Source organism: Streptomyces sulfonofaciens (assembly GCF_014656295.1).
GTDB lineage: Bacteria > Actinomycetota > Actinomycetes > Streptomycetales > Streptomycetaceae > Streptomyces > Streptomyces sulfonofaciens.
The window spans coordinates 1-22,487 of sequence record NZ_BNCD01000020.1; the positions used below are offsets into that span (position 1 = coordinate 1).

Sequence of the window (22,487 nt, forward strand, 5' to 3'; positions counted from 1 at the left end):
AAGCGGGTAACGGGAGGGTCGTGCCATGACCCGATCCTTTCATGAAATCGAGTCTCCATACGAGCCGGGGCGGTTCAACGAGACGCAAGACCGTGCTCCGGCTCACGGACACGCCGAGGACGGCAGCCAGCCGGGCACCATCCCGACCAGCCAGTGCGAGACCGACTGCGGCCAGGGTCGAACGCAAACCGCTCGGTCCCGCTGGCCATACCTGCGGGTCAGGCCAGAAACCGCTCCACAAAGGTCCGGCGCGGGCACGTGCTGTTCCAGCACCGCAACCGCCGCACTCGCAGCTGAAGAACGACGCGTCGTTCGGCGCTCGGTACCCGGAATTCAGCCCAGCCGCTTCGATCACGGCTCGTTTTCGGGCAACTTCGAGTGCCGCCTGAGACCTCAGCCGTCACTCATCGTGGTCACTGTACGGAAGCTGAGCCAGAACCACGACTCGTGAACAAGGCCAGGGGGTGGTCCCGTGGCGTCCACCAGGCCAGTGGTCATAGCGTCGTGGTCCCTGCGCAGGCGGGGGTGGTCCCTGCACGTCCGGCCCGGCTACGAGGGTGTCCGGTGGTCCCCGCACACGGGAGGGTGATCCCAGGTCCGCCGACCGTACAGACACGCTGACCGGTTATTCCCGCCCATGCTGGTGTGACGCCACCGTAGGGAGCCGAGGTGCACGGACCGGCCGTGTCTGGGGCGCAAGAAGAATAGAGCAACCGAAGGCATGGGTCCCGATTTCAACCCACCCAGGAGCAAGTTGTCTGAAGTCGATGTAAGCCCGCCCACCGACGCCTAATCTGCTCCACAGGTCTCAACGCCAACGAAAAGCTGAGGCCGGACTTGTAGTCCGGCCGGTCGTTGCGCAGACGAACCGGGAGTCCGGCGCCCACCGTTCTCCCTGGCCCAGGCGCTGACGCATCCGTGCGCAGGGGCGTTCGTCAGTCCCTGCCCGCTGGACGACCTATCTCTTCACCGGATGCCACAGCCCTGGAAGCATCGAGATGGCCGCTAACTCAAACGCACCTGCCCCAGTCCGACCCATTCCAGTCTCAGCAGGATTGTCGGCTCCGGCGCGATCCGTGTGGGCCAAGCACGATCGCCGGACCGACGACTGGCTCCCTCTCTGGCGGCACATGGCTGACAGTGGCGCAGTGGCAGGAAAACTGTGGCGGGAATGGCTGCCCGCATCCGTGCAGCAGTTGATCACGGAGTCACTTCCCGGCGAGCCCGATCACGCGCAACGACTCGTGCGATTCCTGGCCGCCACGCATGACATAGGCAAAAATACGCCCGCCTTCGCCTGCCAGGTCGAACAGTTGGCCGCCCGAATGCGCGACCGCGGCCTGGACATGCTCACCGCCAAAGAGTACGGGCAGGACCGCCGTCTGGCTCCGCACGGTCTCGCGGGTCAGTTGATCCTTCAGGAGTGGATGCGGGAGCGGTTCGAGCTCGGGCCACGGGTGGCCGGCCAGTTCGCAGTCGTCGCCGGTGGGCACCACGGAGTGCCGCCCGAGAGCGCGCAGATACATGACCTGCATCTGCGGCCCCACCTGGTGCGCCATCCCGGGCCGAGCGAACAGACCTGGCGTCGGACACAGTACGAGCTGCTGGACTGGTGTGCCGAACTGACCGGCGCAGAGACTCTGTTGCCGGCCTTCCGTGACGTTCGGCTCTCCCAGCCGGTGCAAGTGGCGCTGACCGCCGTGGTGATCCTCTCGGACTGGATCGCCAGTTCACCGGAGTTGTTCCCCTACACACCGGAGTCATGGCACCCCTTGGGTCCGGAGGGCGAGTCACGGAGATTGCAGGCGGCCTGGGCAGGGCTGGATCTGCCCGAGCCCTGGCAGCCGGACGTGCCTTCGGAGTCGGCGCAGGAGCTGTTCGCGGCTCGTTTTCCACAGCTTGGGGGTGCCGCACCGCGCCCGGTTCAGGAGGAAGCGCTCAGGATGGCACAGGCCATGGAGCCCAGGGGACTTCTGATCATCGAGGCACCGATGGGAGAGGGCAAGACGGAGGCTGCGCTCGCCGCGGCCGAGGTGCTCGCGGCGCGGTCCGGGGCCGGTGGGCTGCTTCTCGCGCTTCCCACCAGGGCCACGGGAGACGCGATGTTCGGGCGCCTGCTGTCCTGGCTGAATGCCCTGCCCAAGGACGGGGCGCACGCGTGGTCCGTGGTGCTGGCGCATGCCAAGGCAGCCCTTCAGCACGAGTGGGCGGGGTTGCTGCGTAAGGGAAGCAGGCCCATCGCGGCCGTCGACCCGGACGGGGACGAGGCCGCCGAGGCCCGGGCGACGGACGGAAAGCTGGAGCCGGGCAGGTGGCAATCCTCCGGGTTGCACGCACACCAGTGGCTGCGGGGGAAGAAGAAGCAGTTGCTGGCGTCGTTCGCCGTCGGAACCGTGGACCAGGTGCTGTTCGCGGCCCTGAAGAGCCGGCACCTGGCACTGCGGCACCTTGCAGTCGCGGGAAAGGTGGTGGTGATCGACGAGGTACACGCCTACGACGCGTACATGAACCGCTACCTGGACCGAACCTTGGAATGGCTGGCCGCCTACCGGGTGCCGGTCGTCTTGTTGTCCGCCACACTGCCGGCCGAGCGCAGGGGGGCCCTCACCGCGGCCTACGCGGGTGAGAAAGGCGCGGCTGGGGTGGAGGTGGCCGCCGATGCGTATCCGCTGATCACTGCCGTGTCACCAGGCGGCACGGCACAGAGCACGCGTCCGGCGGCTGCGTCGGGACGGAGCACGGCCGTCGTCCTGGAGCGGCTGGGGGACGACCTGTCGACGCTGGCCGATCGATTGGAGGCCGAACTGGTCGCCGGGGGCTGCGCTCTCGTCGTAAGGAACACGGTGTCCCGGGTGCTGGAGGCCGCGGACGTCCTGCGCGAGCGGTTCGGTGACGCGGACGTGACCGTCGCGCACTCACGCTTCCTGGCGGCCGACCGGGCGGCCAACGACGCGCGGCTGGTCAGCCGGTTCGGGCGACATGGCGACCGGCCGAAGAGGCACGTGGTGGTCGCCAGCCAGGTGGTGGAGCAGTCGCTGGACCTGAGCTTCGACCTGCTGGTGACCGACCTGGCACCGGTCGACCTCGTACTGCAGCGGATGGGGCGCCTGCACCGCCACCCCACCCCCCGTCCGGCCCGGCTGGCCACGCCCCGGTGCCTGATCACCGGGGTCTGCGACTGGAGCGCCTCACCGCCCACGCCGGTGAAGGGGTCGAGCTCTGTGTACCCGGGTGACTGGACACTGCTCAGGGCACTCGCGGCTCTCGGGCCCCACCTCGACGGAGCGCCGTTGCGGCTGCCGGGGGACATCAGCCCGCTGGTGCAGGGGGCGTATGGCGACGGGCCGCTCGGGCCCGCAGAGTGGGCCGAGGCCATGGCGGCCGCCGAAGAGCGACATCGAGCCCTGCTCGACGCCAAGCGGCACCGGGCCGACGGCTTTCTGCTGGGGCGTGTACGGCGCCCGGGGCGACCGGTGTACGGGTGGCTGGAGGCGCACGCGGGAGATACGGACGACAGCCGGGCCGGACGGGCGCAGGTGCGGGATGCTACGGAGACGCTGGAGGTACTGGTCGTACAACGGGCCGCGGACGGACGGTTGACCACCATGCCGTGGCTGGAGGGGGGGAGGGGAGGCGTCGAGCTGCCGACGGACTTCCCGCCGTGCCGGCAGGCGGCGGAGGCCGCGGCGGCGAGTGCGCTCACTCTGCCCGGCCGGTTCAGCCATCCGGGAATCATCGACCGCACCATCGCCGAGCTGGAAAAATTCCTGGTCCCTGCCTGGCAGGTCAAGGAATGTCCCTGGCTGGCAGGGGAGCTGATTCTCGTTCTGGATCCCGATTGTCAGACCCAACTGTCAGGCTACGAGTTGAGCTACAGCCGAACCGACGGACTGCGGTTCGCCAACGTTGGTGTGCCTGCGTTCGAAGGCCGCGCACCAGGCAGGGGGGACAGCGATGGAGCCAAGGCGAAGGGGGTACCCACGACGGTGCTCGTGGGTCAAGCCCGTCGAGCGGAGGTCCGCATGGGTCCGGATGCCGATGGAGCGCCCGCGGTGACCGCCGACCGGTTAGAGTCTGCCGCTCTCAACCTCGCGCGGGACCCATGGCTGCCGGTGCAGCGGCTCGACGACGGGAGCGAGGCGGAGCTCTCCCTGCAGGACCTCTTCCTGCGAGCCGGTGAGCTGCGCGGGATCGTCGGCGATGTTCCCACACAGGAGATCGCTTTACTGCGGCTTGCATTAGCAGTGCTGTACGACGCGTTCGAAGGCCCGGCGGACCTGGACGATTGGGTGGATCTATGGGAGTCGCCCGCCCCCTTCACCAAAGCCGTGGCATACCTCGATCAGCATGCGGAGCGCTTCGAACTCCTCAACGAGGACCGCCCCTTCTTCCAGGTGGCCGGCCTGCGTACGGAGAAGGACGAGCCGGCGCCGTTGAGCCGGATCGTGGCCGATGTCCCCACCGGGTCTGCGTTGTTCTCGATGCGGCGGCCCGGAGTCGAGCGGCTGTCGTATGCGGAGGCCGCCCGGTGGCTGGTGCACGCGCACGCGTTCGACACGTCGGGCATCAAGTCCGCGCTACACGGGGACGACAGGGGCAAGGCGGGCAAGGTATACCCACTCGGCGTCGGTTCGCTGGGCCTGCTGGGAGGCGTCTTTGCCGAAGGGGAGACGCTGCGGGAGACCCTGCTGCTCAACCTCGTCCCGTTCGAGAGCGCCTATCAGGGCACCGGTTACGCCCAGCAGGTCGATGACGACATGCCGGTCTGGCGGCGGGAACAGCCGTACGGGGCCGGACCTCGCGGCGCCGAGGACGGCGGTCCCGAGCCGGTCGGGCTCCGCGACCTCTACACCTGGCAGACGCGCCGGATCCGGCTGGTGGCGCAAGACGGCGCGGTCACGGGCGTCGTCCTCGGTTATGGCGATCCCCTCGTCCAGGAGTCGCCCTGGCTGCTGGAACCGATGACCGCATGGCGGCGCAGCTCGGTGCAGGAGAAGAAGAAGCAGCGTCCTGTCTTCTACACACCGCGGCGGCATGATCCTCGACGGTCCGCCTGGCGTGGCATCGAGGCCCTGCTTCCCAGCCGTGGCACCGCGGAGGAGACGGGACGCCGCGGCGAGGCACCCGCGCAGATTCGCTCGCGCATCGCCCGGTGGCTCACGGAGGCGAGCACCGAGTACGAGATCGAACCAGGCAAGCTCCTGCGGCTGCGCACCGTCGGGATCGAGTACGGCACCCAGCAGTCCGTAATCGACGAGATCGTCGACGATTCCGTGGTGTTGCCCCTCGTGACGTTGCACGCCTCCAACGGGGTCTACGGGGGCGCGGCGATCGACGCCGTCCACGATGCAGACAACGCGGTCAAAGCGCTCGCACAGCTTGCGGCCCACCTGGTCCTGGCCGCCGGCGGCGAGCGTCCGGACGGGGCGGCCGATGCCGCACGCGATCGCGGTTACGGCGCTCTGGACGGCCCATATCGGGGCTGGCTCCGCGGGTTGGCACGGCACCCGGATCTGCAGGCGGCCCGCCAGGAGTGGCGGGAGACGGTGCGTCGGCAGGTGGGCCGACTGGCCCGGCAGGAGATCAGGTCCTCCGGCCCTGCCGCCGCCGATGGGCGGCTCATCGATCTTCCAAGACGTGGCCAGACGCTCATGGACGCGGGACGGGCGGAGCTGTGGTTCGTCGGCCGGTTGGAGAAGGTCTTGGGCCCGCCGCAAGGCAGAGACCGGGCCCGTCGGGCTACGGAGTCGTCCAGCCGTCTCCCCTGACCGACCGCCCCATATCCGGCCGTCCTCGTCCCCCTTGCTGTCGGGCGTGCATCTTCCTGCACGTCACTCGTCGTCGCAGCCGTCTCCTCCATCGTCAGGAGTAGAACTCATGGTCCTCCCCGCACCGACATCTCCCCCGGACACCACCGCTCTCGGCCACCGGACACGTACTGGCCCGGACCGTCCACTGCCCGGCCGGGCCGTCTCACAGGTCGTGCGGCGCCTCCAGAGCGGATATCAACAGGACGCGCCCTGGGCCGTCGGCGCCGTCGCCCGGCTTCGCCGCGAGGCAGGGCGGGAAGCACACGTCAACCCCACCGCCTGGGGGCTGGACCATCTGGAGACCCTGGCGGAGCTGCGTGAGCAGCATAAGGAAGCCGAGCGGCAAAGCCACGGTGGCGGGACCGCCGACTCCGCCAACCTCACGTCCAGGGACTGGATGCGCCGCGAAGTGCGGGAGCGCCGGGAAGAGACCGCCGTACATCTCGCGGTAACCCTGTGGGCCCTGCACCAGCAGTCGCTGCGGGACGAGGCCATGCATCGGTCCGGCTGGACGCTCGGCCGCGCGGTGCGGCGCCTGGCGCAAGGCGGAACGGGCACCCGAGACGCCCCGGAGCCGTCCGAAGACGCCGGGCCGGATGGCTCGGGCCGGCGGGAAGTCGGGCCGGTCGAGGAGGCCAGCGAGCCCATCCGGCGACGATTCGTACGGGTGGGCAGCGCGTCGGACACCGAGGTGCTGGCGACCCGGTTGCGCGAGTTGGTCCTGCTGCTCCGATCCTCCCGCATCCCGCTTGACTACGCGCGGCTGGCGGACCAGATGCTGCGCTGGCAGGACGAGAACCGGCGGGACGGCGTACGCCGCGAGTGGGGGCGGGACTTCCATCGCCGCTACTGGACTACGGACAGTGAGGGAGTGCACGAGAGCGAGGACACGCCAGCCGAAGATCCCGAGGCCGCGGCGGAGGTCCTGCTCCTCGAAGAACAGGACGCCTACGCATGACGATCTCACCCACCCGCCGCAGATAGCCGGGCCCGGGCCCGTGGCTCCCTGTCCTCCCCACACCGATCCGCCAGACACGTGAAACGGAACGCCATGACCCGCACGATCATCGATATCCACATCCTCCAGAACGTTCCTCCCAGCAATATGAACCGGGACGACACCGGCACTCCCAAATCCGCCTTCTACGGAGGCGTCCGCCGCGCTCGGGTCTCCAGTCAGGCGTGGAAGCGCGCCACCAGGAAGCAGTTCGAGAAGCTGCTGCCGCCGGAGGAACTGGGCGTGCGGACGAAGAAGGTGGTGGAGGCACTCGCGGAGCGCATCGCTGCCCGCGACGCCGCACTGGCCGGGAGTGCGGCGAAGCTGGCGGAGGAGACGCTGAAGGCCGCCACCGGTTCGTCACTCGAGGTACCGAAGCGCAGGACGAAGGACGAGACCGGCGGGACCGCGCTGGCCGAATCGAAGTACCTGATGTTCCTCAGCAGGCGGCAACTGGATGCGCTGGCCGATCTGGCGGTGGCCGCGAGCGGCGGTGGAGACGTCCAGACGTTGAAGAAGTCCCTGAAGGAGAAGAAGCAGAAGGCTCTGGCCCTCAATGCGGTCGACACCCGGCACTCGATCGATATCGCCCTGTTCGGACGGATGGTCGCTGACTCCGCCGACCTGAACGTGGACGCAGCGACACAGGTGGCACACGCACTCAGCGTCCACCGCTCGGACATCGAGTCGGACTACTACACGGCCGTCGACGATCTCAGCGAGGAGTCGGAGACCGGCGCGGGAATGATCGGCACGATCGACTTCAACTCCGCCACGCTGTACCGGTACGCCGCCGTCGATGTCGACGAGTTGCAGCGTAATCTCGGCGTCGGGCTCAAGGATGACGAACCACCGAGCACACCGACCGCCAAGGCCGTGGCGGCCTTCCTGGAGGCGTTCATCACCTCCCTGCCGACCGGGAAGATCAATACCTTCGCCCATCACACCCTTCCCTCCGGGGTCGTCGTCACGCTCCGCGAGCGCTGGCCTCTGAGCTTCGTGGGCGCCTTCGAGGAACCGGTGCCGAAGACCGCGCAGGGCGGCTTCCTGCGGGAGAGCTGCCGACGGCTCGCACCTTACGTACAGAACCTGGAGAAGCAGTACGGGCTCGACTCGGACCCCACCTGGGTGTTCCGGGTCGGCGAGGAGACGCGCGAACTGGCCGCGCTGGGGACGGAAGTCACGCTAGCGGGACTCTTGGAAGAAGTGGCGAACGCGGTCGCGGAACGGCTGGAGCCCGGCGTATGACGGTTCTGCTGCTCCGCCTCACGGGACCGCTGCAAGCATGGGGATCGGCCTCGCGGTTCGTCCAGCGGACCACTGAGAACGCCCCGACGAAATCCGGCGTCCTCGGTCTGCTGGCGGCGGCGGAAGGACGTCCGCGTGACGCCGACCTGTCCGACCTGACTGCCCTGCGCTTCGGGGTCCGCATCGACCAACCCGGCCGTCGGATCAAGGACTTCCACAAGGCCGAGCACACCGACACCGGGCGCGTCATGCCGCTGTCCGACCGCTACTACCTCACCGATGCGGTCTTCGTCGCAGGAGTGGAGGGCGAAGAGGGCGTGATCAGGCAGCTTAACAAGGCCGTCGGCGCTCCCCGTTTCCTCCCCTATCTGGGACGACGTTCGTGCCCGCCCTCCCGGCCACTGCTGTTCGAGCAGTCCCTCACCGAGCAGCCCCTGGAGGAAGCCCTGCGCAGCGCTCCCTGGCAGGCGTCGCCCTGGTACAGGGAGCAATTGAAGCGCGCGGCGGAGCACGAAGGAACTCCGCCGGCCCCGGAGGAGCTGGACCTGTTGCTCGACTGCCCGGCGGGTGCGCCCCCGGACTTCTCACTGCGCGACACGCCGCTCACGTTCGACTGGCGTCACCGGCGGTACGCGGTGCGTGGCGTGCGGACGGGGCACATGGACGCACCTGCGCCGGAGCACGATCCCACCACGCACTTGCGTCCGGTGCCTGCGCCAAGAACCCCCGGATCGTGCGGTGGAGGCAACGCCAGCAGCCCCACCGCCCAAGCCGGGTACACCACGGACGACTGCTAGGAACCGACGATGTACCTGACCCGCCTCCGCATCAATTCCGCCCGGGCCGAGGCTCGACGGTTACTCAACTCCCCGCACCGCCTCCACGGGGCGGTGGACATGGCGTTCCCAAACCCTGCGGCCAGGGATGGCACAGGTCCCCGCGTGCTGTGGCGGCTCGACGCCGCCCCAGGCAACCGAGTCGATCTCTTCATCTCCAGTCCCGACCGCCCCGACCTGACCCACCTTGTGGAGCAGGTCGGCTGGCCAAGCCTCGGGCAGGAAGGCTGGACGACTTTCGCATACGGGGAGTTCCTCAATGCCCTGGCCGAGGGCGACGTCTGGTCCTTCCGCCTCACCGCCAACCCGGTGCACCACATCCGCCGTGACCAGGATCCTGTCGGCGCACCCACCAAACGGGCCGCGCACGTCACCGTGCGCCACCAGATTGGTTGGCTTCTCAAGCAGCAGGAGCGTGCCGGGTTCAGGGTGCTGCCGAAGGGAGATTCCTCTGCCGCGAGCGGGGAGGGTGGTGCCGGGGCCGACGGATCGGCAACGCACGCTGGGATTATGGGGGACACCGACCCAGACGGGCGACCAACAGCGGCCGGGGCGGTCCCGGCCAGTGTCGGGACGACCGAGGAGTGGGGCTACCAACTCGTCGTTCACGACCGCACGCCGGTCCGATTCGGCAAACCGTCCGGCGGCACGCGCGACTCGGCCTCCCCGTCCCGCCCCCACGTCCACTTCACGCGAGCCACCTTCGACGGGCGGCTCCGTATCACGGATCTCGCCGCATTCCGTCACACCTTGACCCATGGGCTGGGCAAGGCGAAGGCGTACGGCTGCGGCCTCATGACCCTCACGCCCGGACGGTGACTACCCATTCATGAGTACCGTCAGTAAGCGAAGTCTCTCCTCGCCGCGCGAACTCACCCGCGTCGGCGACCGCGTCTCGTTCCTCTACCTGGAACGCTGCACCGTCCACCGCGACGACAACGCCATCACAGCCACAGACACCGACGGGGTCACCCACATCCCCTCCGCCACCATCGGCACACTGCTGCTCGGGCCCGGGACCCGCGTCACCCATCAGGCCATGGCGCTACTCGGAGAGAGTGGCGCGGCCGTGGTCTGGGTCGGGGAGCATGGCGTGCGCTTCTACTCCGGTGGACGTGCCCTCACCCGGTCATCCGGTCTGCTGGAGGCCCAGGCAACGGCGTGGGCTAACCGTCGTACGCGAGTCGAAGTGGCGCGCGCCATGTACCGCATGCGGTTCCCGGACGAGGACCCGTCGGGCCGCAGCCGCGACGAACTCCTCCGCATGGAGGGCCGCCGGCTCAAGGAGTGCTACCGCCGGGAGTCCGCTCGCACCGGTGTCCCATGGGTTCGCCGGGACTATCACCACGACGATTTCTCCGCCGGTGACGCCCCGAACCAGGGAGTCACCGCTGCCGCCCAGTGCATGTACGGCGTCGCCCACGCAGTGGTCGCCGCTCTGGGCTGCTCGCCCGGGCTCGGCTTCGTCCACTCCGGACACGAGCGGTCCTTCGTACTGGACATAGCTGACCTCTACAAGACCGAGATCGCCATCCCTGCGGCCTTCGACGCGGCAGCGGCCGGCGACGACGACGTCCCGACCCGCACCCGCCGCGCACTCCGCGACCGCATCAACGAGACACGACTCCTCCATCGGTGCGCCAAGGACATCAAGAGTCTCTTCCGCTACGAGGACTGCTCAACGACGGCCCTCGAAGGCGACGCGGACCACGTCGGACTCCAGACGGACAGCGGCCGGCTCCTGGAGAGTGGACGCAACTACGGGGATGAGCCGGTCTGGTGACCGTCATCGTCCTCACCAACTGCCCTGCCGGGCTACGCGGATTCCTCACACGCTGGCTCCTGGAAGTCTCTCCCGGTGTCTTCCTCGGGTCACCGTCGGCCCGCGTGCGCGACATCCTCTGGGACGAAGTCCGCGCCTACTCCGGCCAGGGCCGCGCCCTTCTCGCTCACAGCACCAACAACGAGCAGGGCTTCACCTTCCGTACCCATGACCACGCCTGGCACCCCACTGACCACGAAGGCCTCACCCTCCTCCACCGCCCAGCACCACCGAGTGCTGGAAAGACTCCGGGCCACCCCGCACCGGCGGCCCAAGCGCCTCGACAGGGGTGGAGCAGGGCGGCGAAGCGACGGAGGTTCGGAAGATGATTCTGGGTAGGTTGATTTCGCCTTATTTCTCACGTAAGTCACACCTTGGCAAAGCAGGTAAAATCCGCTCTGGTCAGCCGTGAATCTCCTGGTCAACTCCTGTGGTCCCCGCGCACGCGGGGGTGGTCCCCACAGCGCGCACGACCAGGTGCGTGGGCTCCTGTGGTCCCCGCGCACGCGGGGGTGGTCCCCAACCGTGGCAGGAGGGTGGCCATGGTTATCCGTGGTCCCCGCGCACGCGGGGGTGGTCCCTGGATCGGGATGTGCAGCAGGAAGGAGAACGAGTGGTCCCCGCGCACGCGGGGGTGGTCCCGGCGACACCGGACCGGCGGGCGCCGACGGATCGTGGTCCCCGCGCACGCGGGGGTGGTCCCCTGGCCGTCGTCGAACTGGGGGCAGAGACTAGGTGGTCCCCGCGCACGCGGGGGTGGTCCCCACACAGGAGAGCTCTATGCCTCAGGGCATCCGTGGTCCCCGCGCACGCGGGGGTGGTCCCCGTTACGCCTACGGCTGCCGATGCAAGCCCTGGTGGTCCCCGCGCACGCGGGGGTGGTCCCGATGGCCACGTCCTCGTCATCCCCCGCACGCAGTGGTCCCCGCGCACGCGGGGGTGGTCCCTGTGACTCCGGCTTCGCGTTGGAGCTGTGGATGTGGTCCCCGCGCACGCGGGGGTGGTCCCGACGCCACCAGCTACACCCGCGACACCCGCAAGTGGTCCCCGCGCACGCGGGGGTGGTCCCGCAGCGTGACAGAGCGCCGCAAGACAGGCAGGGTGGTCCCCGCGCACGCGGGGGTGGTCCCCGTCGGCATCGGCCCTGGTGGAGTCCGCACTGGTGGTCCCCGCGCACGCGGGGGTGGTCCCGGGTGCGGCCTGCTCGGCCGGGCTGAGGCGGAGTGGTCCCCGCGCACGCGGGGGTGGTCCCGTGCCGGCCGTGGTGAACGAGCGGTCCACGTGGTGGTCCCCGCGCACGCGGGGGTGGTCCCGAGGCCAACGGGATCATGTCCCAGAATGTCCTGTGGTCCCCGCGCACGCGGGGGTGGTCCCTCGGATTGGATGGCCTCAGCAAGCGCCGGAGTGTGGTCCCCGCGCACGCGGGGGTGGTCCCGTTGCGTTCAAGCCCAAGCCCGTCCCCGCCACGTGGTCCCCGCGCACGCGGGGGTGGTCCCGGCTACCCGCGGCTGAGCGGCCTACGACCTGAGTGGTCCCCGCGCACGCGGGGGTGGTCCCTGGGTGACGTCCCGTCCGCCCTTGCCGTACTCGTGGTCCCCGCGCACGCGGGGGTGGTCCCGTGGCGCACGGGTCGGCGGACGGCGGTCTGACGTGGTCCCCGCGCACGCGGGGGTGGTCCCTCGACCCGCGGCTTGTCGGTCGGGAAGGCCGGGTGGTCCCCGCGCACGCGGGGGTGGTCCCGTTCCCCTGCGCGCGGGGGCGCGCGAGAGGGCGTGGTCCCCGCGCACGCGGGGGTGGTCCCCACCAGGAGCTGAAGCCGACCCAGGAGGTGGGGTGGTCCCCGCGCACACGGGGGTGGTCCCTCCGCCTCCTCCCGCTCGTCCCGGGCCGCCTTGTGGTCCCCGCGCACGCGGGGGTGGTCCCATTCGATTTCGTGCGCGTGAGTAGGACAGTGAGTGGTCCCCGCGCACGCGGGGGTGGTCCCATGGTCGTCAGCACGTGCGTGCCGCTTCCGCCGTGGTCCCCGCGCACGCGGGGGTGGTCCCCTCCACCAGCACCGGCAACTGCACGGGACGGAGTGGTCCCCGCGCACGCGGGGGTGGTCCCCAATCGAGTGCCTCGACCCGACTGGTCGTGGCGTGGTCCCCGCGCACGCGGGGGTGGTCCCCAATCGAGTGCCTCGACCCGACTGGTCGTGGCGTGGTCCCCGCGCACGCGGGGGTGGTCCCCTCTCCCAGCTCCAGTGCCCCACCTGCGGCCAGTGGTCCCCGCGCACGCGGGGGTGGTCCCCGTGACCAGCGCACGATGTGCGTCATATCCGCGTGGTCCCCGCGCACGCGGGGGTGGTCCCGCCTCGTCAGCGATCCCGGTGATCCCCGTGAGGTGGTCCCCGCGCACGCGGGGGTGGTCCCGGGTTCCGACCACGCTCGACCTCGATCGCACCGTGGTCCCCGCGCACGCGGGGGTGGTCCCTTGAGCAAGTCGCGAATCTCTTCGCGGCCCTCGTGGTCCCCCGCGCACGCGGGGGTGGTCCCTGTCCGTGCCCTTCACCGCGGCCCCCCTTCCAGTGGTCCCCGCGCACGCGGGGGTGGTCCCCACAGGCCGCGCGCTTCAAGCTCGCGGATCTCGTGGTCCCCGCGCACGCGGGGCGGCCCCCGGCGTCGTCGTCTACCTGCCCCGAGCATCGGTGATCCCCCCACACGCCGGGGTGCTCCTCGACCGATCGAGCCCCGCTCCACAGCTCGAGCGAGCCGTGGAGCGGGGCCTGCCCGGTCCGCCGGCGGCTACTCGGTGTGCTCCTCGGCAGCCGGAGTCGCTGACGAAGCCGGAGCCGAGATAGGAGCCGACGCCGGAGCCGAAACCGGAGCCGGCGTGGAAACCGGAGCCGAGACTTTCGTCGAACCCGGCGCTGTCGCAAGCGGCAGGACGTACTCCTCGGCCAGCTTCGCGAGGTGCAGCGGAAGCGGCCGGGCCAGCGGGTGGTACTCGTCGTGGAAGCGCAGTTGGTGGGCTGCTGCCGCCACCACGGCCGGCCGGTCCGGGAGTGTGCCGGCGCGTCCTGAGGCTGCCAGGGATGCCTCGGAGAGGCAGCCGAGCACGGTGAGTTCGAGCGCTTGCGGGTTCCAGGCAGTGGCTGCGGGGCCGTGCGGCCAGTTCGCGTCAGGAACCAGTTTGCGGAGGTCGCGCCGCACGGTGCCCGCGGCTGGCGGCTTGCCGACGGTGCTGACGAACACCCTTGCGTCCCGGCCCCCATCCCGTGCCGCCCACAGACCCGCGGAGAACCCCGGCGTCTCCTCTTCCGTCTCCCCGGGCGCGTACCACTGAGGCGTCTCGCCCCGGCTGTTGGCGTCCCGAAGCAGCACCACGCGCAGATCCGCACCGTGAAGCGCAAGCCTGACGGGCGGCTCTCCGTCGAAGGTGATCATGTCCGTGATCAACTGCCCGTTGTTCAGACCCGGCCACGCCTCGCGTAAGTTCGCGCTGCTCGCCAGGAGCAGCGTCGGCCGGTCACGTACCTGGTAGAGCAGCGACCTGATCCGGCGCTCGACCTCGTAGCGTCGCTCGTCGGCGGTCGGAGCGGGTCGGCCCGAGCGGGTCGGTGCCGCGGCACCGTCCACGGCGAGTGTCAGCAGCAGCCTGGCGTAGGGCACCCACTCCTTACGGGTGTCGTCCCAGCCGCGTACGGGGTGTACCGGATCTCGTGGACGGATCCGAAGGGCGACCAGGTGCTGTCCGGCCTGCCGGGTCGGCCCGTTGGCCTGGCGCCGTACGTGCCAGAGTGCGAGGTACTGGAGGTCGGCGGGCAGTTCCTCGTCCAGCCGTTGGTCCGGCGGGATCACGGCGCCGAGCTGGCGCATCCCGTCGGCCAGGGCGGACCGTGCACGTAGGGCCACGGCCCCGTCGGCGTCCTCCGGTACGACGATGAACTGGCTGACGCGGTGGGCCGAAGCGCAACCGTGCCGCAGTGCGGACTTGGGATCGGAGCCCTGCGCCGAGAACCTGTCAGGGCCCAGGGTCTCCACGACCGCCAGCCCGACCGTGCCCGGCCGGGCACCGAGCCGGACGGCCATCCGCGCGGCACGCTCCCGCACCGCCTCGGCAAGCGCCTGGGCTCGTGGCCGGCCGGGCTCCCGGGCGATCTCCAGGGAGGCTCCCAGGGTCTGGAGCGGCTGGGTGCGGAGCATTACGTGCAGGTCCCCTACCCGCCACTCGTGATAGCCGTCGGCCCGGCCGGGTCCGGCCGGGAGCCCCAGCCACTCGCAGAGCGCCGCGACCAGCTCGTCCCTGGTCTCCTCCGTCTGCCAGAGAACGTCCACCATCAGTGGCTGCCCGTCGAGCGCCGCGTGTACGGCGTCCTGCCGGGCCTGTACCCGTTGCCGGGAGCGCGTCTCCTGTTCCTCCGGGTCCTTCGCCTTCGAGGTCGGGCGCAGGGCAGGCTTGGACTTGCGGTGCGCCCGTTCGAGGTCGGGCACCCGTCGCAGGACGGGGCGAAGGCACTTCTCGACCCAGCGGTCGAGGAGCGATCGTTCGAGCGGCATGAGTCCGGCACCGACACCGTGCGGGCCCATCGCCGTGCTGTGCAGGATGCCCGCCGCGACCCCGTCCCGGCCCTCCAGCCAGTCGACCGGCTCGGTGGTCAGCTCGGCAGGCTTGGGGTAGGCACGTAGGACGTCCAGTTCAGGAAGGAGGTCCACCAGGCTGTGTCTGTTCCAGGCGAGCATTCCCAGGCGGCGGTCGTAGGCCAGGGAGTTGGCCGTGAGCCGCATGCGCGGTCCGTCGAGGCCCGGCCACGGATGCGGCGCGTCGAGCAGGACGGTGGCACCGCGCCCCTCCGGCAGGTGCACCGGAGCCCCTGTGGCCCAGCGGCGAACCCCGTACGAGACGTGCACCCTGAAGCGCGGGGCGAACGGCACCGTCTGGACCGTGACGGTCACCAGTCCCGAGTAGTACCAGACGCGCTTCCCCCTGGTGTACGTCCGCGGTGGCCAGCTGACGAGTTCCACCCCCTGGTCGCGGGTGGCCAGCCGGAAGGACAGGTCGACGCCGTTGAGGTGCAGCGGGCGGGCCGCGAGCCTGGCGCCGATCTGCTCGGGCAGCAGGTGGTAGAGCCTGCGGTCAGGCTGGGCCGTGCCTCCCGGGGAGAGTTCCGCTGCGGTGAGGTCCACGGACTCCTGCCTCCACCGCGGGGAGTGGTCGTCGATCAGTGCCAGCGCCCGGTCCAAGGCGGCCCGGTGGTCGGCCGTGTGGTCGGGGTCCCGCTCGGCGCCGGGCGGCAGGGTCATCACCCAGGAGGCCAGGAGAGGGGCCACCAGCTCGGCAGGCATGTCCTCCAACGCGTAGAACCATGGCACCTCGGTGCCGGCTCCCGCCCCCCTGCCGGTGGCCACCAGGCCCGGGGCCGTGGCCCTCAGCAGGTCGTTGAGCTTGCTGATGGGCAGACCGACCGGTTGTTCCCTGCGGCGCCACCTCAGCCGGTAGAGACCCATGAACTCCTCTCGCCACTCCTCGGGGAAGCTGATGACCCGATACCGCTCGGTCCAGGGCCCGGCGCTCGGGTCAGGTTCGTAGGCGGTGGTGCTGATCAGTCGGTACACGAGGGGCTCTTCTCTTCGACGGGCAGGGGCAGACAGCGGTCGAGGGCCGCCCACATCGGCCGGTACAGCGCCTGCACGATGCGGCGGTCGGTCGCGGGCACGGAGCTGCCGGACGTGAAATACGGTGCGAGCACGGCGTGGATGCTGTGTAGGAGGCTGGTCTTCTCGGTGTCGGGGTCGCCGGTTGAGGACTCGGCGGCCAGATGGGGAGAGAAGGCGGCGTCGACGAAGGCGACCCGGGTGGGCACCGCGCCGCGCACGGACCGGCCGATCACCTGCCAGATCAGCACGAGCAGGTCCCAGGTGACCTGCACCCGGTCGTCGCCCAGCCGGCTCCACGCCATGCTCCTGGCGAGTACCCGGTACCACTGGGATCTGGCCAGGTCCCTGACCTTGCGGGCCCCGAGTCCCAAGGTGGCCTCGGCCCGGACCCAGTCGGCGAACTCCCCTCCGTCGATGGCCCGCACGATCCAGTCGTTGATGGCGTGCACGGCCAGGCCGAGGTCGTCGGGACGCGGGTTGGGCCTGGCGAGGAAGTAGATCGATCCGATCGCCGCGTGCCGGCGGTCGAGGTCGAGGATGTTGTGTCCGCGCTCCACGGCCAGCAGGGGCGCGACCAGGATGTCGGCGCGGGTGGCGGCGAGTGTCTCGACGTCGCCCCGGCGCAGCACCGGTGCGTGGTGCTCCTCGTCCTCCGCCCATGTCCCGGCGTCCGGATCGTCGTCGGACACCAGCCTGAGGACGCGGCCCTTCCACCGGTTGTTGAGGGTGTGCAAGGTGTCCGCCACCACCTTGGCCTCCTCGTAGCTACCGACGAGCAGCAGGATGTGGCGGCGGCTCTCCGGGAGCATCCTCAGCTCCTCCTGCAGTCGGCTGATTCCGGTGTCGTCCCTGGCGAGGGCGATGGTCATCCGGCGCAGCACGTCCGCCCTCCGGTCGAGCGGCTCACCGGAGAGCCGCTGAGCCTGGTTGGGCTCCGGGCACACGCAGCGGGCGCGGCACCCGCAGCCGTCGCGGAGGAACTCGAAGCGGAACTCGCTCTGTTCGGCTATCCGCATCAGTTCGTCGGAGGCCGGCTCGATGAGCACTCCGATCGGCACCGGGACGTGGTAACGGCTGGATTTCCCGGCCCAACTGCTGCCCGACATCAACAGGACGTTGGTGCCAGGCCGGCCATCCACCGTCGGCAGGTCGGGCATCACACGAAGCAGTTCCCGGCCCACGCCGCTGCACCGGAAGAAACGCAGTTCCCCGGTGCGCACACCGCCACGGTCGGGCCCGTCCATCAGGAACTGGAAGCCGATCACATTGCCCATCGGCGCTTCCGGCACCATCGGCCCGTAGTCGAGCGGCCTACGGTACATCTCGTTGAAGCCCAGGTTGAGGGCTGCCGCAACGCGCGGCCACATGGCGTTGATCAGGGCCAGTTTGGGTTCGAGCGCGCTGAGCAGGAGAGTGAATTCGAAACGGGACATCAGCAGGCGGCACCATGTGTCCGGGTCCTCCGGCAGCCCCGTTTTCCTCCGTCGTCCGGACCGCCGACGGCCCGCTTCCGCCTGGCCCGGCGGCCGTGTCTGCTTGCGGATCGCCTGGCCGCGGAGCTCCTGGTAGCGTTCGCGCCCCTCGGCGGTCGGCGCCAGCAGCGGATCGAGGTCGAACAGGCGGCGGAGCGCCTCATCGAGCCGCGTGCGGGTGCGCGCCGGGTAGGTGGTGTGCAGCAGTTCGCCCATCAGAACGGTGAGTTCAGTCCCTTCCCCGGTGGGAGGGCGGCGGTCGCCGAACGGGTTCTCCCGGAAGGCGTCCAGGGTCTCGGTCAGTTCCCGCCGTGGCGCCCGGTGGGGGTGCTCGGTGCCGGGTGCCGGCACCGCGGCCGGTGTGTCGTCGTCCTCCGGCAGCGGATAACGCTCTTCCAGTAGGCGAAGCTGGAGCGTCCACGCGCTGAAGTAACCGGTTCTGACCCAGTCGCGCAGGTGGCGGTCCCGGACGAGCATGGCGACCAGTCGATCCGCCGCGGCCTGCGTGGTGTTCACGGCCGCCGACCAGTTCTCCACGTCGCGGTCGGACAACTGGATGCGCCCCGCGCCGGCCAATTCGCGGATGCGGTGCTGGTTGACGTCGTCGAGGAAGGACCGGGTACCGGGGCCACCGCCGATCAGTGGGATGGCCGGGGCGAACATCCGGTCGAGCTGCATCTGGACCCGGTCCGCCTCGTCGACGATCACCAGATCACTGCGTCGGCAGGCGAGTTCGAGGTAGCGGATGCGTTCGGGGTTCTGCGGGTGCGGCACCCCGGAATCGACCAGGCTGGCGGGCGTGGCCACCCAGACCGCTGCGCCGACGAGTTCACGGGCGCCGTGGTGGCGGGGGCAGCCGGACCAGAAGGGGCAGGCCACCGGGTACTGCATCCACATGTCGTCCGTGTCGTCACCGCGCCTGCCGCGCGGTTGCAGCCTCGTACAGGGTGCCTCGCCGAAAGCCAGCAGGTCGTCGGCGAGTGCGCCCCCTTCGTGTCGGAGCGCGTTCAGGGCGCAGGACGTGCTGAGGTACGCGAACCCGGGGTCGTCATGGGCGAGGAGGTTGCGTCCGCCACGGCCGATCAGCCGCCGGTGGAGCCGCTCGGCGTGTTGTTGCCGGCCCGAGGCACCGAGTACGGGCGCGGCCGATCCGGGCACGAACGTGTTGTAGAGCTGGACCAGCTTGAGCTGTTCGGCGACGTCCCCGACGACGACGGTCGTCCGCAGGCCCCGTCTGGCCAGGTGGACCACCAGCACGTCCCGCAGGGTGCTCTTGCCGGCTCCGACGATGCCCAGCAGATGCTGGATCCGCGCCACCTTGAAGTGCCTGGCACGCCTGAATCTGGGGCCCCGGCACGTGGAGAGGCGGATCGCCGCCAGTCGTCCGGTCCAGTTGGCGTGCTGCACCAAGTCCATGAACGCCGCCGTCCTGAGCAGTTTGTCCCACCGGAAGGACAGTTGCCTCCCGCCGTTGACCGCAGGCGCCGCGAGGTCATGACCGGACGGCGGCGGCAGGGCGCACGGGGGGAGCTGGACGGTGGCGAGGTGCCGGCCGACGGGGAAGGCGTGCCGGCCGGCCGTGGCGAACGCCATGGGCCGGCCGGCGAACGCGGGTGCCACGTCCAGCAGCCGTTCGTAGGCGTCCCAGCGATCCGGTGCCACCGACAGTGACGGGCGCCGGACGGCGGGGCGGGCCGGGTCGGCGATCTCGTAACCGCGGACCTGGCGATCCAGCCGCTGATACTCCGTGAGCGCCTCGTGCCAGGCCAGACGGCGGCCCCAGGTCCACAGCGTGTGCCGGGCCGTGCGGAGGGTCCGCTGCCCGGTCGCGTCAACGGCTCCCCACTTCTGTGCGAACGGGTAGCCGCTGAACAGCGTCCAGGCGTCCGCGGCGGGCTCGCCGGGGGTGGCCTTCTCCTGGAGAAGGAGGCCGATCTCAATCTCGCACAGGGAGACGAGTCTGGCTGCCTTCAACTCCGGAGCGGCGACCGACAGGAGGTCGACCACCTCGCCAAGGGACCGGGCGGTGCTACGCATGGGTCACCCTCCGCCCGGTCGATTCCGCCGCGGTGAACTCGCTCGCGGACAGCAGGCGCACCCGTGCCCCGGGGGGCAGCGCGTGCTCGAATTCCTGCCGGTAACCCGGTCGCGTCGCCCGCACGTCCGGCACCACGACGGCCAAGGGCGCGTCGAGTCTGGCGGCAACCTCCGCCGCCCGCAGGGCGGCCGGTGCCGGCTGCTCCCGGTCGTGGACCTGGAAGGCGCGGGGCATCCCGTCCCGGTCGGTGACGCGGTGCACGCCCAGGCCCAGCGGATACAGCGAGACCCGGCCCGTGAGCCGGGAGCGGACGGCCTGCTCGGTGCGGCCGGGTAGAGCCAGGAAGAGCCTGAGCGCGAACGGCAGCGCCATGACCTGCCGGGGTCGGTGCGAGGATTCGAGTGCACGGGCCTCGGGTGAGCAATCGCCCTCGCACCAGGATCCGTCCGCTGTCTGCGATCTGGCGAGTAGCAGGCAGCCCTTGCAGCGGTACACCAGCTCGTCGACCTGGAAGCGGTCCGGTACGGGGGCGTAGAGCTCCTTGACCAACCTCCAGGTCTGGGCCGTGGCCGGCCGCAGCAGCTCAAGCGGATCGAACTGGAGGATGACCGGTCGGCACATGAGGAAGTCCCGGCACGTCGCGAACCGCTCCGTGCTTCCGCATGCGTCGGCGAGGGTGCCCAGCAGGGCCTCGGCTTCCTGTTCCAGCACGCCGTACGGGCCGAGGGAGGCCAGTTCGGCGCAGGTCCGGGTCGGCTCGTCCGTTACGGGATGGATCAGGCCGGCGTCGCCGGTGAGGTAACCGCTCGGCATCGTCAGCGGCCATCCCACAAGCCCCGGCTCCCTGCACCAGGCCAGCAGTTCGGGGACTCCGGCGGGTACCGGTCGGCCCCGGGTCAGGCCAGCCAGCACCACACGGTCCAGGGCCAGTTGGAGACTCGGTGGGTACGGCAGGCGAAACGCGGACGACCGTGCCAGCGAGCTCAGTTCGATCACACCTCGGGCCAGTGTGGCCAGGAGATCGATGTTCGACCGCTCGTCCTCTGTCACTGCTTCCCCTCCGGTCCTTCCTCCTGGATCTGCCGCGCCGAGCACCACCCGGCCACCTCGCAGGTGGCGCACTGGGGGCCCGGCACCGGTTCGAAGAGCGTCTCCGCATGCCAGCCGGAAACCTGCTCCCGCAGTACCGCCTCGGCGGTCTGCCTGGTCGCGGGGGCGAAGGGGTCGAGGGTGTGCAGGTCGACGCCGCCGGGACGCAGCAGCTCGAGCTCGACCCGTCCTCCGGCCCGCGGGCCGGGCAGTGCACCGCTGCCGATGATCCTGAGCGCCAGAGCCAACTGGGGGTAGGAGGCCAGCACGTCGTGGCGGGGACGGTCGCTTCCCGAAGTCTTGGTCTCGCGCCAGACCCATGAGCCCCCGTGCTGGTACAGCACGTCGGGTTCCGCCAGGACCAGCAGGTCGGCGGCGGTGTCGTCGAACACCAACCTGGGTTCGGTACGGATCTGTGACTGCGGTCCCGCCGCACCGATCGGACACACCTCGGCATGGTGGCGCAACAACCCGGCTCCGAGCCGGCGTTCCCCCTCCGGGAGCTGGTAGCCCTCGGGTACCCAGTCCGCCGGGATGTTCGGGGTGCAGGGTGTACGCGGCAGCCGGCTGTGCCGCGCGGCGAGGAACGCGTGGATCGCCCGCCCGCGCTCGACAGCGGCACCTCGCTCCACGGCGGCGGCGACCGGTAGACGCAGTCCGCGCAGGTAGCCGCGTGCCGGACAGGTCCGGTGCGCCCGGCCGGTGGTGGAGGACCAGCTTCGTCGCGGGCGGCTGCGGTCGGCTGTCCCGAGCAGCCCGGCGGCTCTCGGCAGCGCTGGGCAGACGGGTGCGATCGCGCACGAGGTGCAGGCGGTCCCCGGACGGTACTCTCGGCTGTCGAGCAGCGCGCGGACAGCGGGCGCCCCGTCCTTTCGGTACACGGCCAACGCCTCGTCCCGGGTGCCCAGGAAGATAGTGTCCTTGCCGCCGTCGTGGAGGGCGAACTGGATCACTCTGATCCGTTCGAGCCGGGGATCGGGGTCCCCCTCGGCGGCAACGAGGGCGGCCACGGCGCGTTCGGCCGCGCTTCGCGCGCGGAGGCGGTTGACGGGGAGGCGTAACTCGCGCAGTCGGCCGTCGTCAGACTCGAAGCAGCGTCCCCAGGCGGTGATCCGGTACTCCACGGTGCCCCTGGCACCGTCGGTCTGCTGCGGGTGGCGGTAGACCCAGGGCCGGCGCGCAGGACGCAGGCCCGGGTCCTCGGGGAACGCGCCTCGGTACGTCCGCAGCGCGTGCTCGGTCCACTGCCGCACTCCGTCGTGCACCGGACGCCGCCGGCCACTGCCCGATACGACCGGTTCCTGCAGGTGCGGGGGTCTTTCGAGTACGTCGGCCGCGGCCATGAACGGTCCGTTGAGGAAGGGCTCCAGCGTCTCCGGCTTCCGGGATGCCCGTGCACGCGGCCGCAGCCCACGTGCCTTGAGCGCATCGGACGCCGGGCACCGGTACCGCTCGGGGCCGAACATGCCGAGGCGTATGTCGACGACGCCGGATTCCCCAACCAGACCGTCGGGCGGCCAACTATCTGCCATGATGTCC

At 70.4% G+C, this 22,487-nt stretch carries 11 protein-coding genes and 1 CRISPR repeat array; of the genes, 7 read left to right on the top strand and 4 right to left on the bottom strand.

Annotated elements, in window-relative coordinates; all coding sequences use genetic code 11:
• Positions 1 to 998: 998 nt before the first annotated feature.
• The 7 genes from casA to cas2e all read left to right on the top strand — a co-directional run bounded on the left by casA (position 999) and on the right by cas2e (position 11,042).
• The gene (gene casA, locus IE313_RS26810; RefSeq protein WP_189936645.1) at positions 999 to 5,768 is read left to right on the top strand and encodes a type I-E CRISPR-associated protein Cse1/CasA; all 4,770 of its coding nucleotides are present in this window, start codon (positions 999 to 1,001) and stop codon (positions 5,766 to 5,768) included.
• A gap of 109 nt (positions 5,769 to 5,877) precedes the next feature.
• Complete coding sequence (gene casB, locus IE313_RS26815) at positions 5,878 to 6,768, top strand: type I-E CRISPR-associated protein Cse2/CasB (RefSeq protein ID WP_189936647.1); 891 nt, start codon at positions 5,878 to 5,880, stop codon at positions 6,766 to 6,768.
• A gap of 93 nt (positions 6,769 to 6,861) precedes the next feature.
• Entirely contained in the window at positions 6,862 to 8,055 is a 1,194-nt protein-coding gene (gene cas7e / locus IE313_RS26820) for a type I-E CRISPR-associated protein Cas7/Cse4/CasC (RefSeq protein ID WP_189936649.1), read from the top strand.
• A complete protein-coding gene (cas5e, locus tag IE313_RS26825; RefSeq protein ID WP_189936651.1) occupies positions 8,052 to 8,852 on the top strand; it encodes a type I-E CRISPR-associated protein Cas5/CasD in 801 nt (266 codons plus the stop codon). Before cas7e ends, cas5e begins: the two co-directional genes overlap by 4 nt.
• Before the next feature lie 9 nt (positions 8,853 to 8,861).
• Positions 8,862 to 9,710, top strand: coding sequence for a type I-E CRISPR-associated protein Cas6/Cse3/CasE (cas6e, locus tag IE313_RS26830; protein ID WP_189936653.1), 849 nt, complete (start codon positions 8,862 to 8,864; stop codon positions 9,708 to 9,710).
• A gap of 10 nt (positions 9,711 to 9,720) precedes the next feature.
• Positions 9,721 to 10,674: a type I-E CRISPR-associated endonuclease Cas1e gene (gene cas1e / locus IE313_RS26835; protein ID WP_189936655.1), complete on the top strand. Its 954-nt coding sequence runs from the start codon at positions 9,721 to 9,723 to the stop codon at positions 10,672 to 10,674.
• On the top strand, positions 10,671 to 11,042 hold the full coding sequence (gene cas2e / locus IE313_RS26840; RefSeq protein WP_189936657.1) for a type I-E CRISPR-associated endoribonuclease Cas2e: 372 nt from the start codon (positions 10,671 to 10,673) through the stop codon (positions 11,040 to 11,042). Before cas1e ends, cas2e begins: the two co-directional genes overlap by 4 nt.
• A 101-nt stretch (positions 11,043 to 11,143) precedes the next feature.
• A CRISPR array of direct repeats spans positions 11,144 to 13,369; the repeat unit is 29 nt; unit sequence GTGGTCCCCGCGCACGCGGGGGTGGTCCC.
• Between the two features lie 127 nt (positions 13,370 to 13,496).
• Here cas2e and IE313_RS26845 read toward each other — a convergent pair.
• Genes IE313_RS26845 through IE313_RS26860 form a run of 4 tightly spaced genes read right to left on the bottom strand, consistent with a single transcriptional unit; the run spans position 13,497 to position 22,480 of the window.
• Entirely contained in the window at positions 13,497 to 16,307 is a 2,811-nt protein-coding gene (locus IE313_RS26845) for a pPIWI_RE module domain-containing protein (RefSeq protein WP_189936658.1), read from the bottom strand.
• A complete protein-coding gene (locus tag IE313_RS26850) occupies positions 16,295 to 19,858 on the bottom strand; it encodes a pPIWI_RE_Z domain-containing protein (RefSeq protein WP_189936661.1) in 3,564 nt (1,187 codons plus the stop codon). Before IE313_RS26850 ends, IE313_RS26845 begins: the two co-directional genes overlap by 13 nt.
• The gene (locus IE313_RS26855) at positions 19,851 to 20,909 is read right to left on the bottom strand and encodes a pPIWI_RE_Y domain-containing protein (RefSeq protein ID WP_189936663.1); all 1,059 of its coding nucleotides are present in this window, start codon (positions 20,907 to 20,909) and stop codon (positions 19,851 to 19,853) included. The genes IE313_RS26850 and IE313_RS26855 overlap by 8 nt, the downstream gene beginning before the upstream one ends.
• On the bottom strand, positions 20,906 to 22,480 hold the full coding sequence (locus IE313_RS26860) for a PD-(D/E)XK nuclease family protein (protein ID WP_189936666.1): 1,575 nt from the start codon (positions 22,478 to 22,480) through the stop codon (positions 20,906 to 20,908). The genes IE313_RS26855 and IE313_RS26860 overlap by 4 nt, the downstream gene beginning before the upstream one ends.
• Between the last annotated feature and the right edge of the window lie 7 nt (positions 22,481 to 22,487).

Excerpts from the sequence above, each read along its gene's own strand:
- cas6e (WP_189936653.1), top strand. The coding sequence starts at position 8,862 with ATGTACCTGACCCGCCTCCGCATCAATTCCGCCCGGGCCGAGGCTCGA.
- cas5e (WP_189936651.1), top strand. The coding sequence starts at position 8,052 with ATGACGGTTCTGCTGCTCCGCCTCACGGGACCGCTGCAAGCATGGGGA.
- IE313_RS26850 (WP_189936661.1), bottom strand. The coding sequence starts at position 19,858 with ATGCGTAGCACCGCCCGGTCCCTTGGCGAGGTGGTCGACCTCCTGTCG.
- cas7e (WP_189936649.1), top strand. The coding sequence starts at position 6,862 with ATGACCCGCACGATCATCGATATCCACATCCTCCAGAACGTTCCTCCC.
- casA (WP_189936645.1), top strand. The coding sequence starts at position 999 with ATGGCCGCTAACTCAAACGCACCTGCCCCAGTCCGACCCATTCCAGTC.
- casB (WP_189936647.1), top strand. The coding sequence starts at position 5,878 with ATGGTCCTCCCCGCACCGACATCTCCCCCGGACACCACCGCTCTCGGC.
- IE313_RS26860 (WP_189936666.1), bottom strand. The coding sequence starts at position 22,480 with ATGGCAGATAGTTGGCCGCCCGACGGTCTGGTTGGGGAATCCGGCGTC.
- cas1e (WP_189936655.1), top strand. The coding sequence starts at position 9,721 with ATGAGTACCGTCAGTAAGCGAAGTCTCTCCTCGCCGCGCGAACTCACC.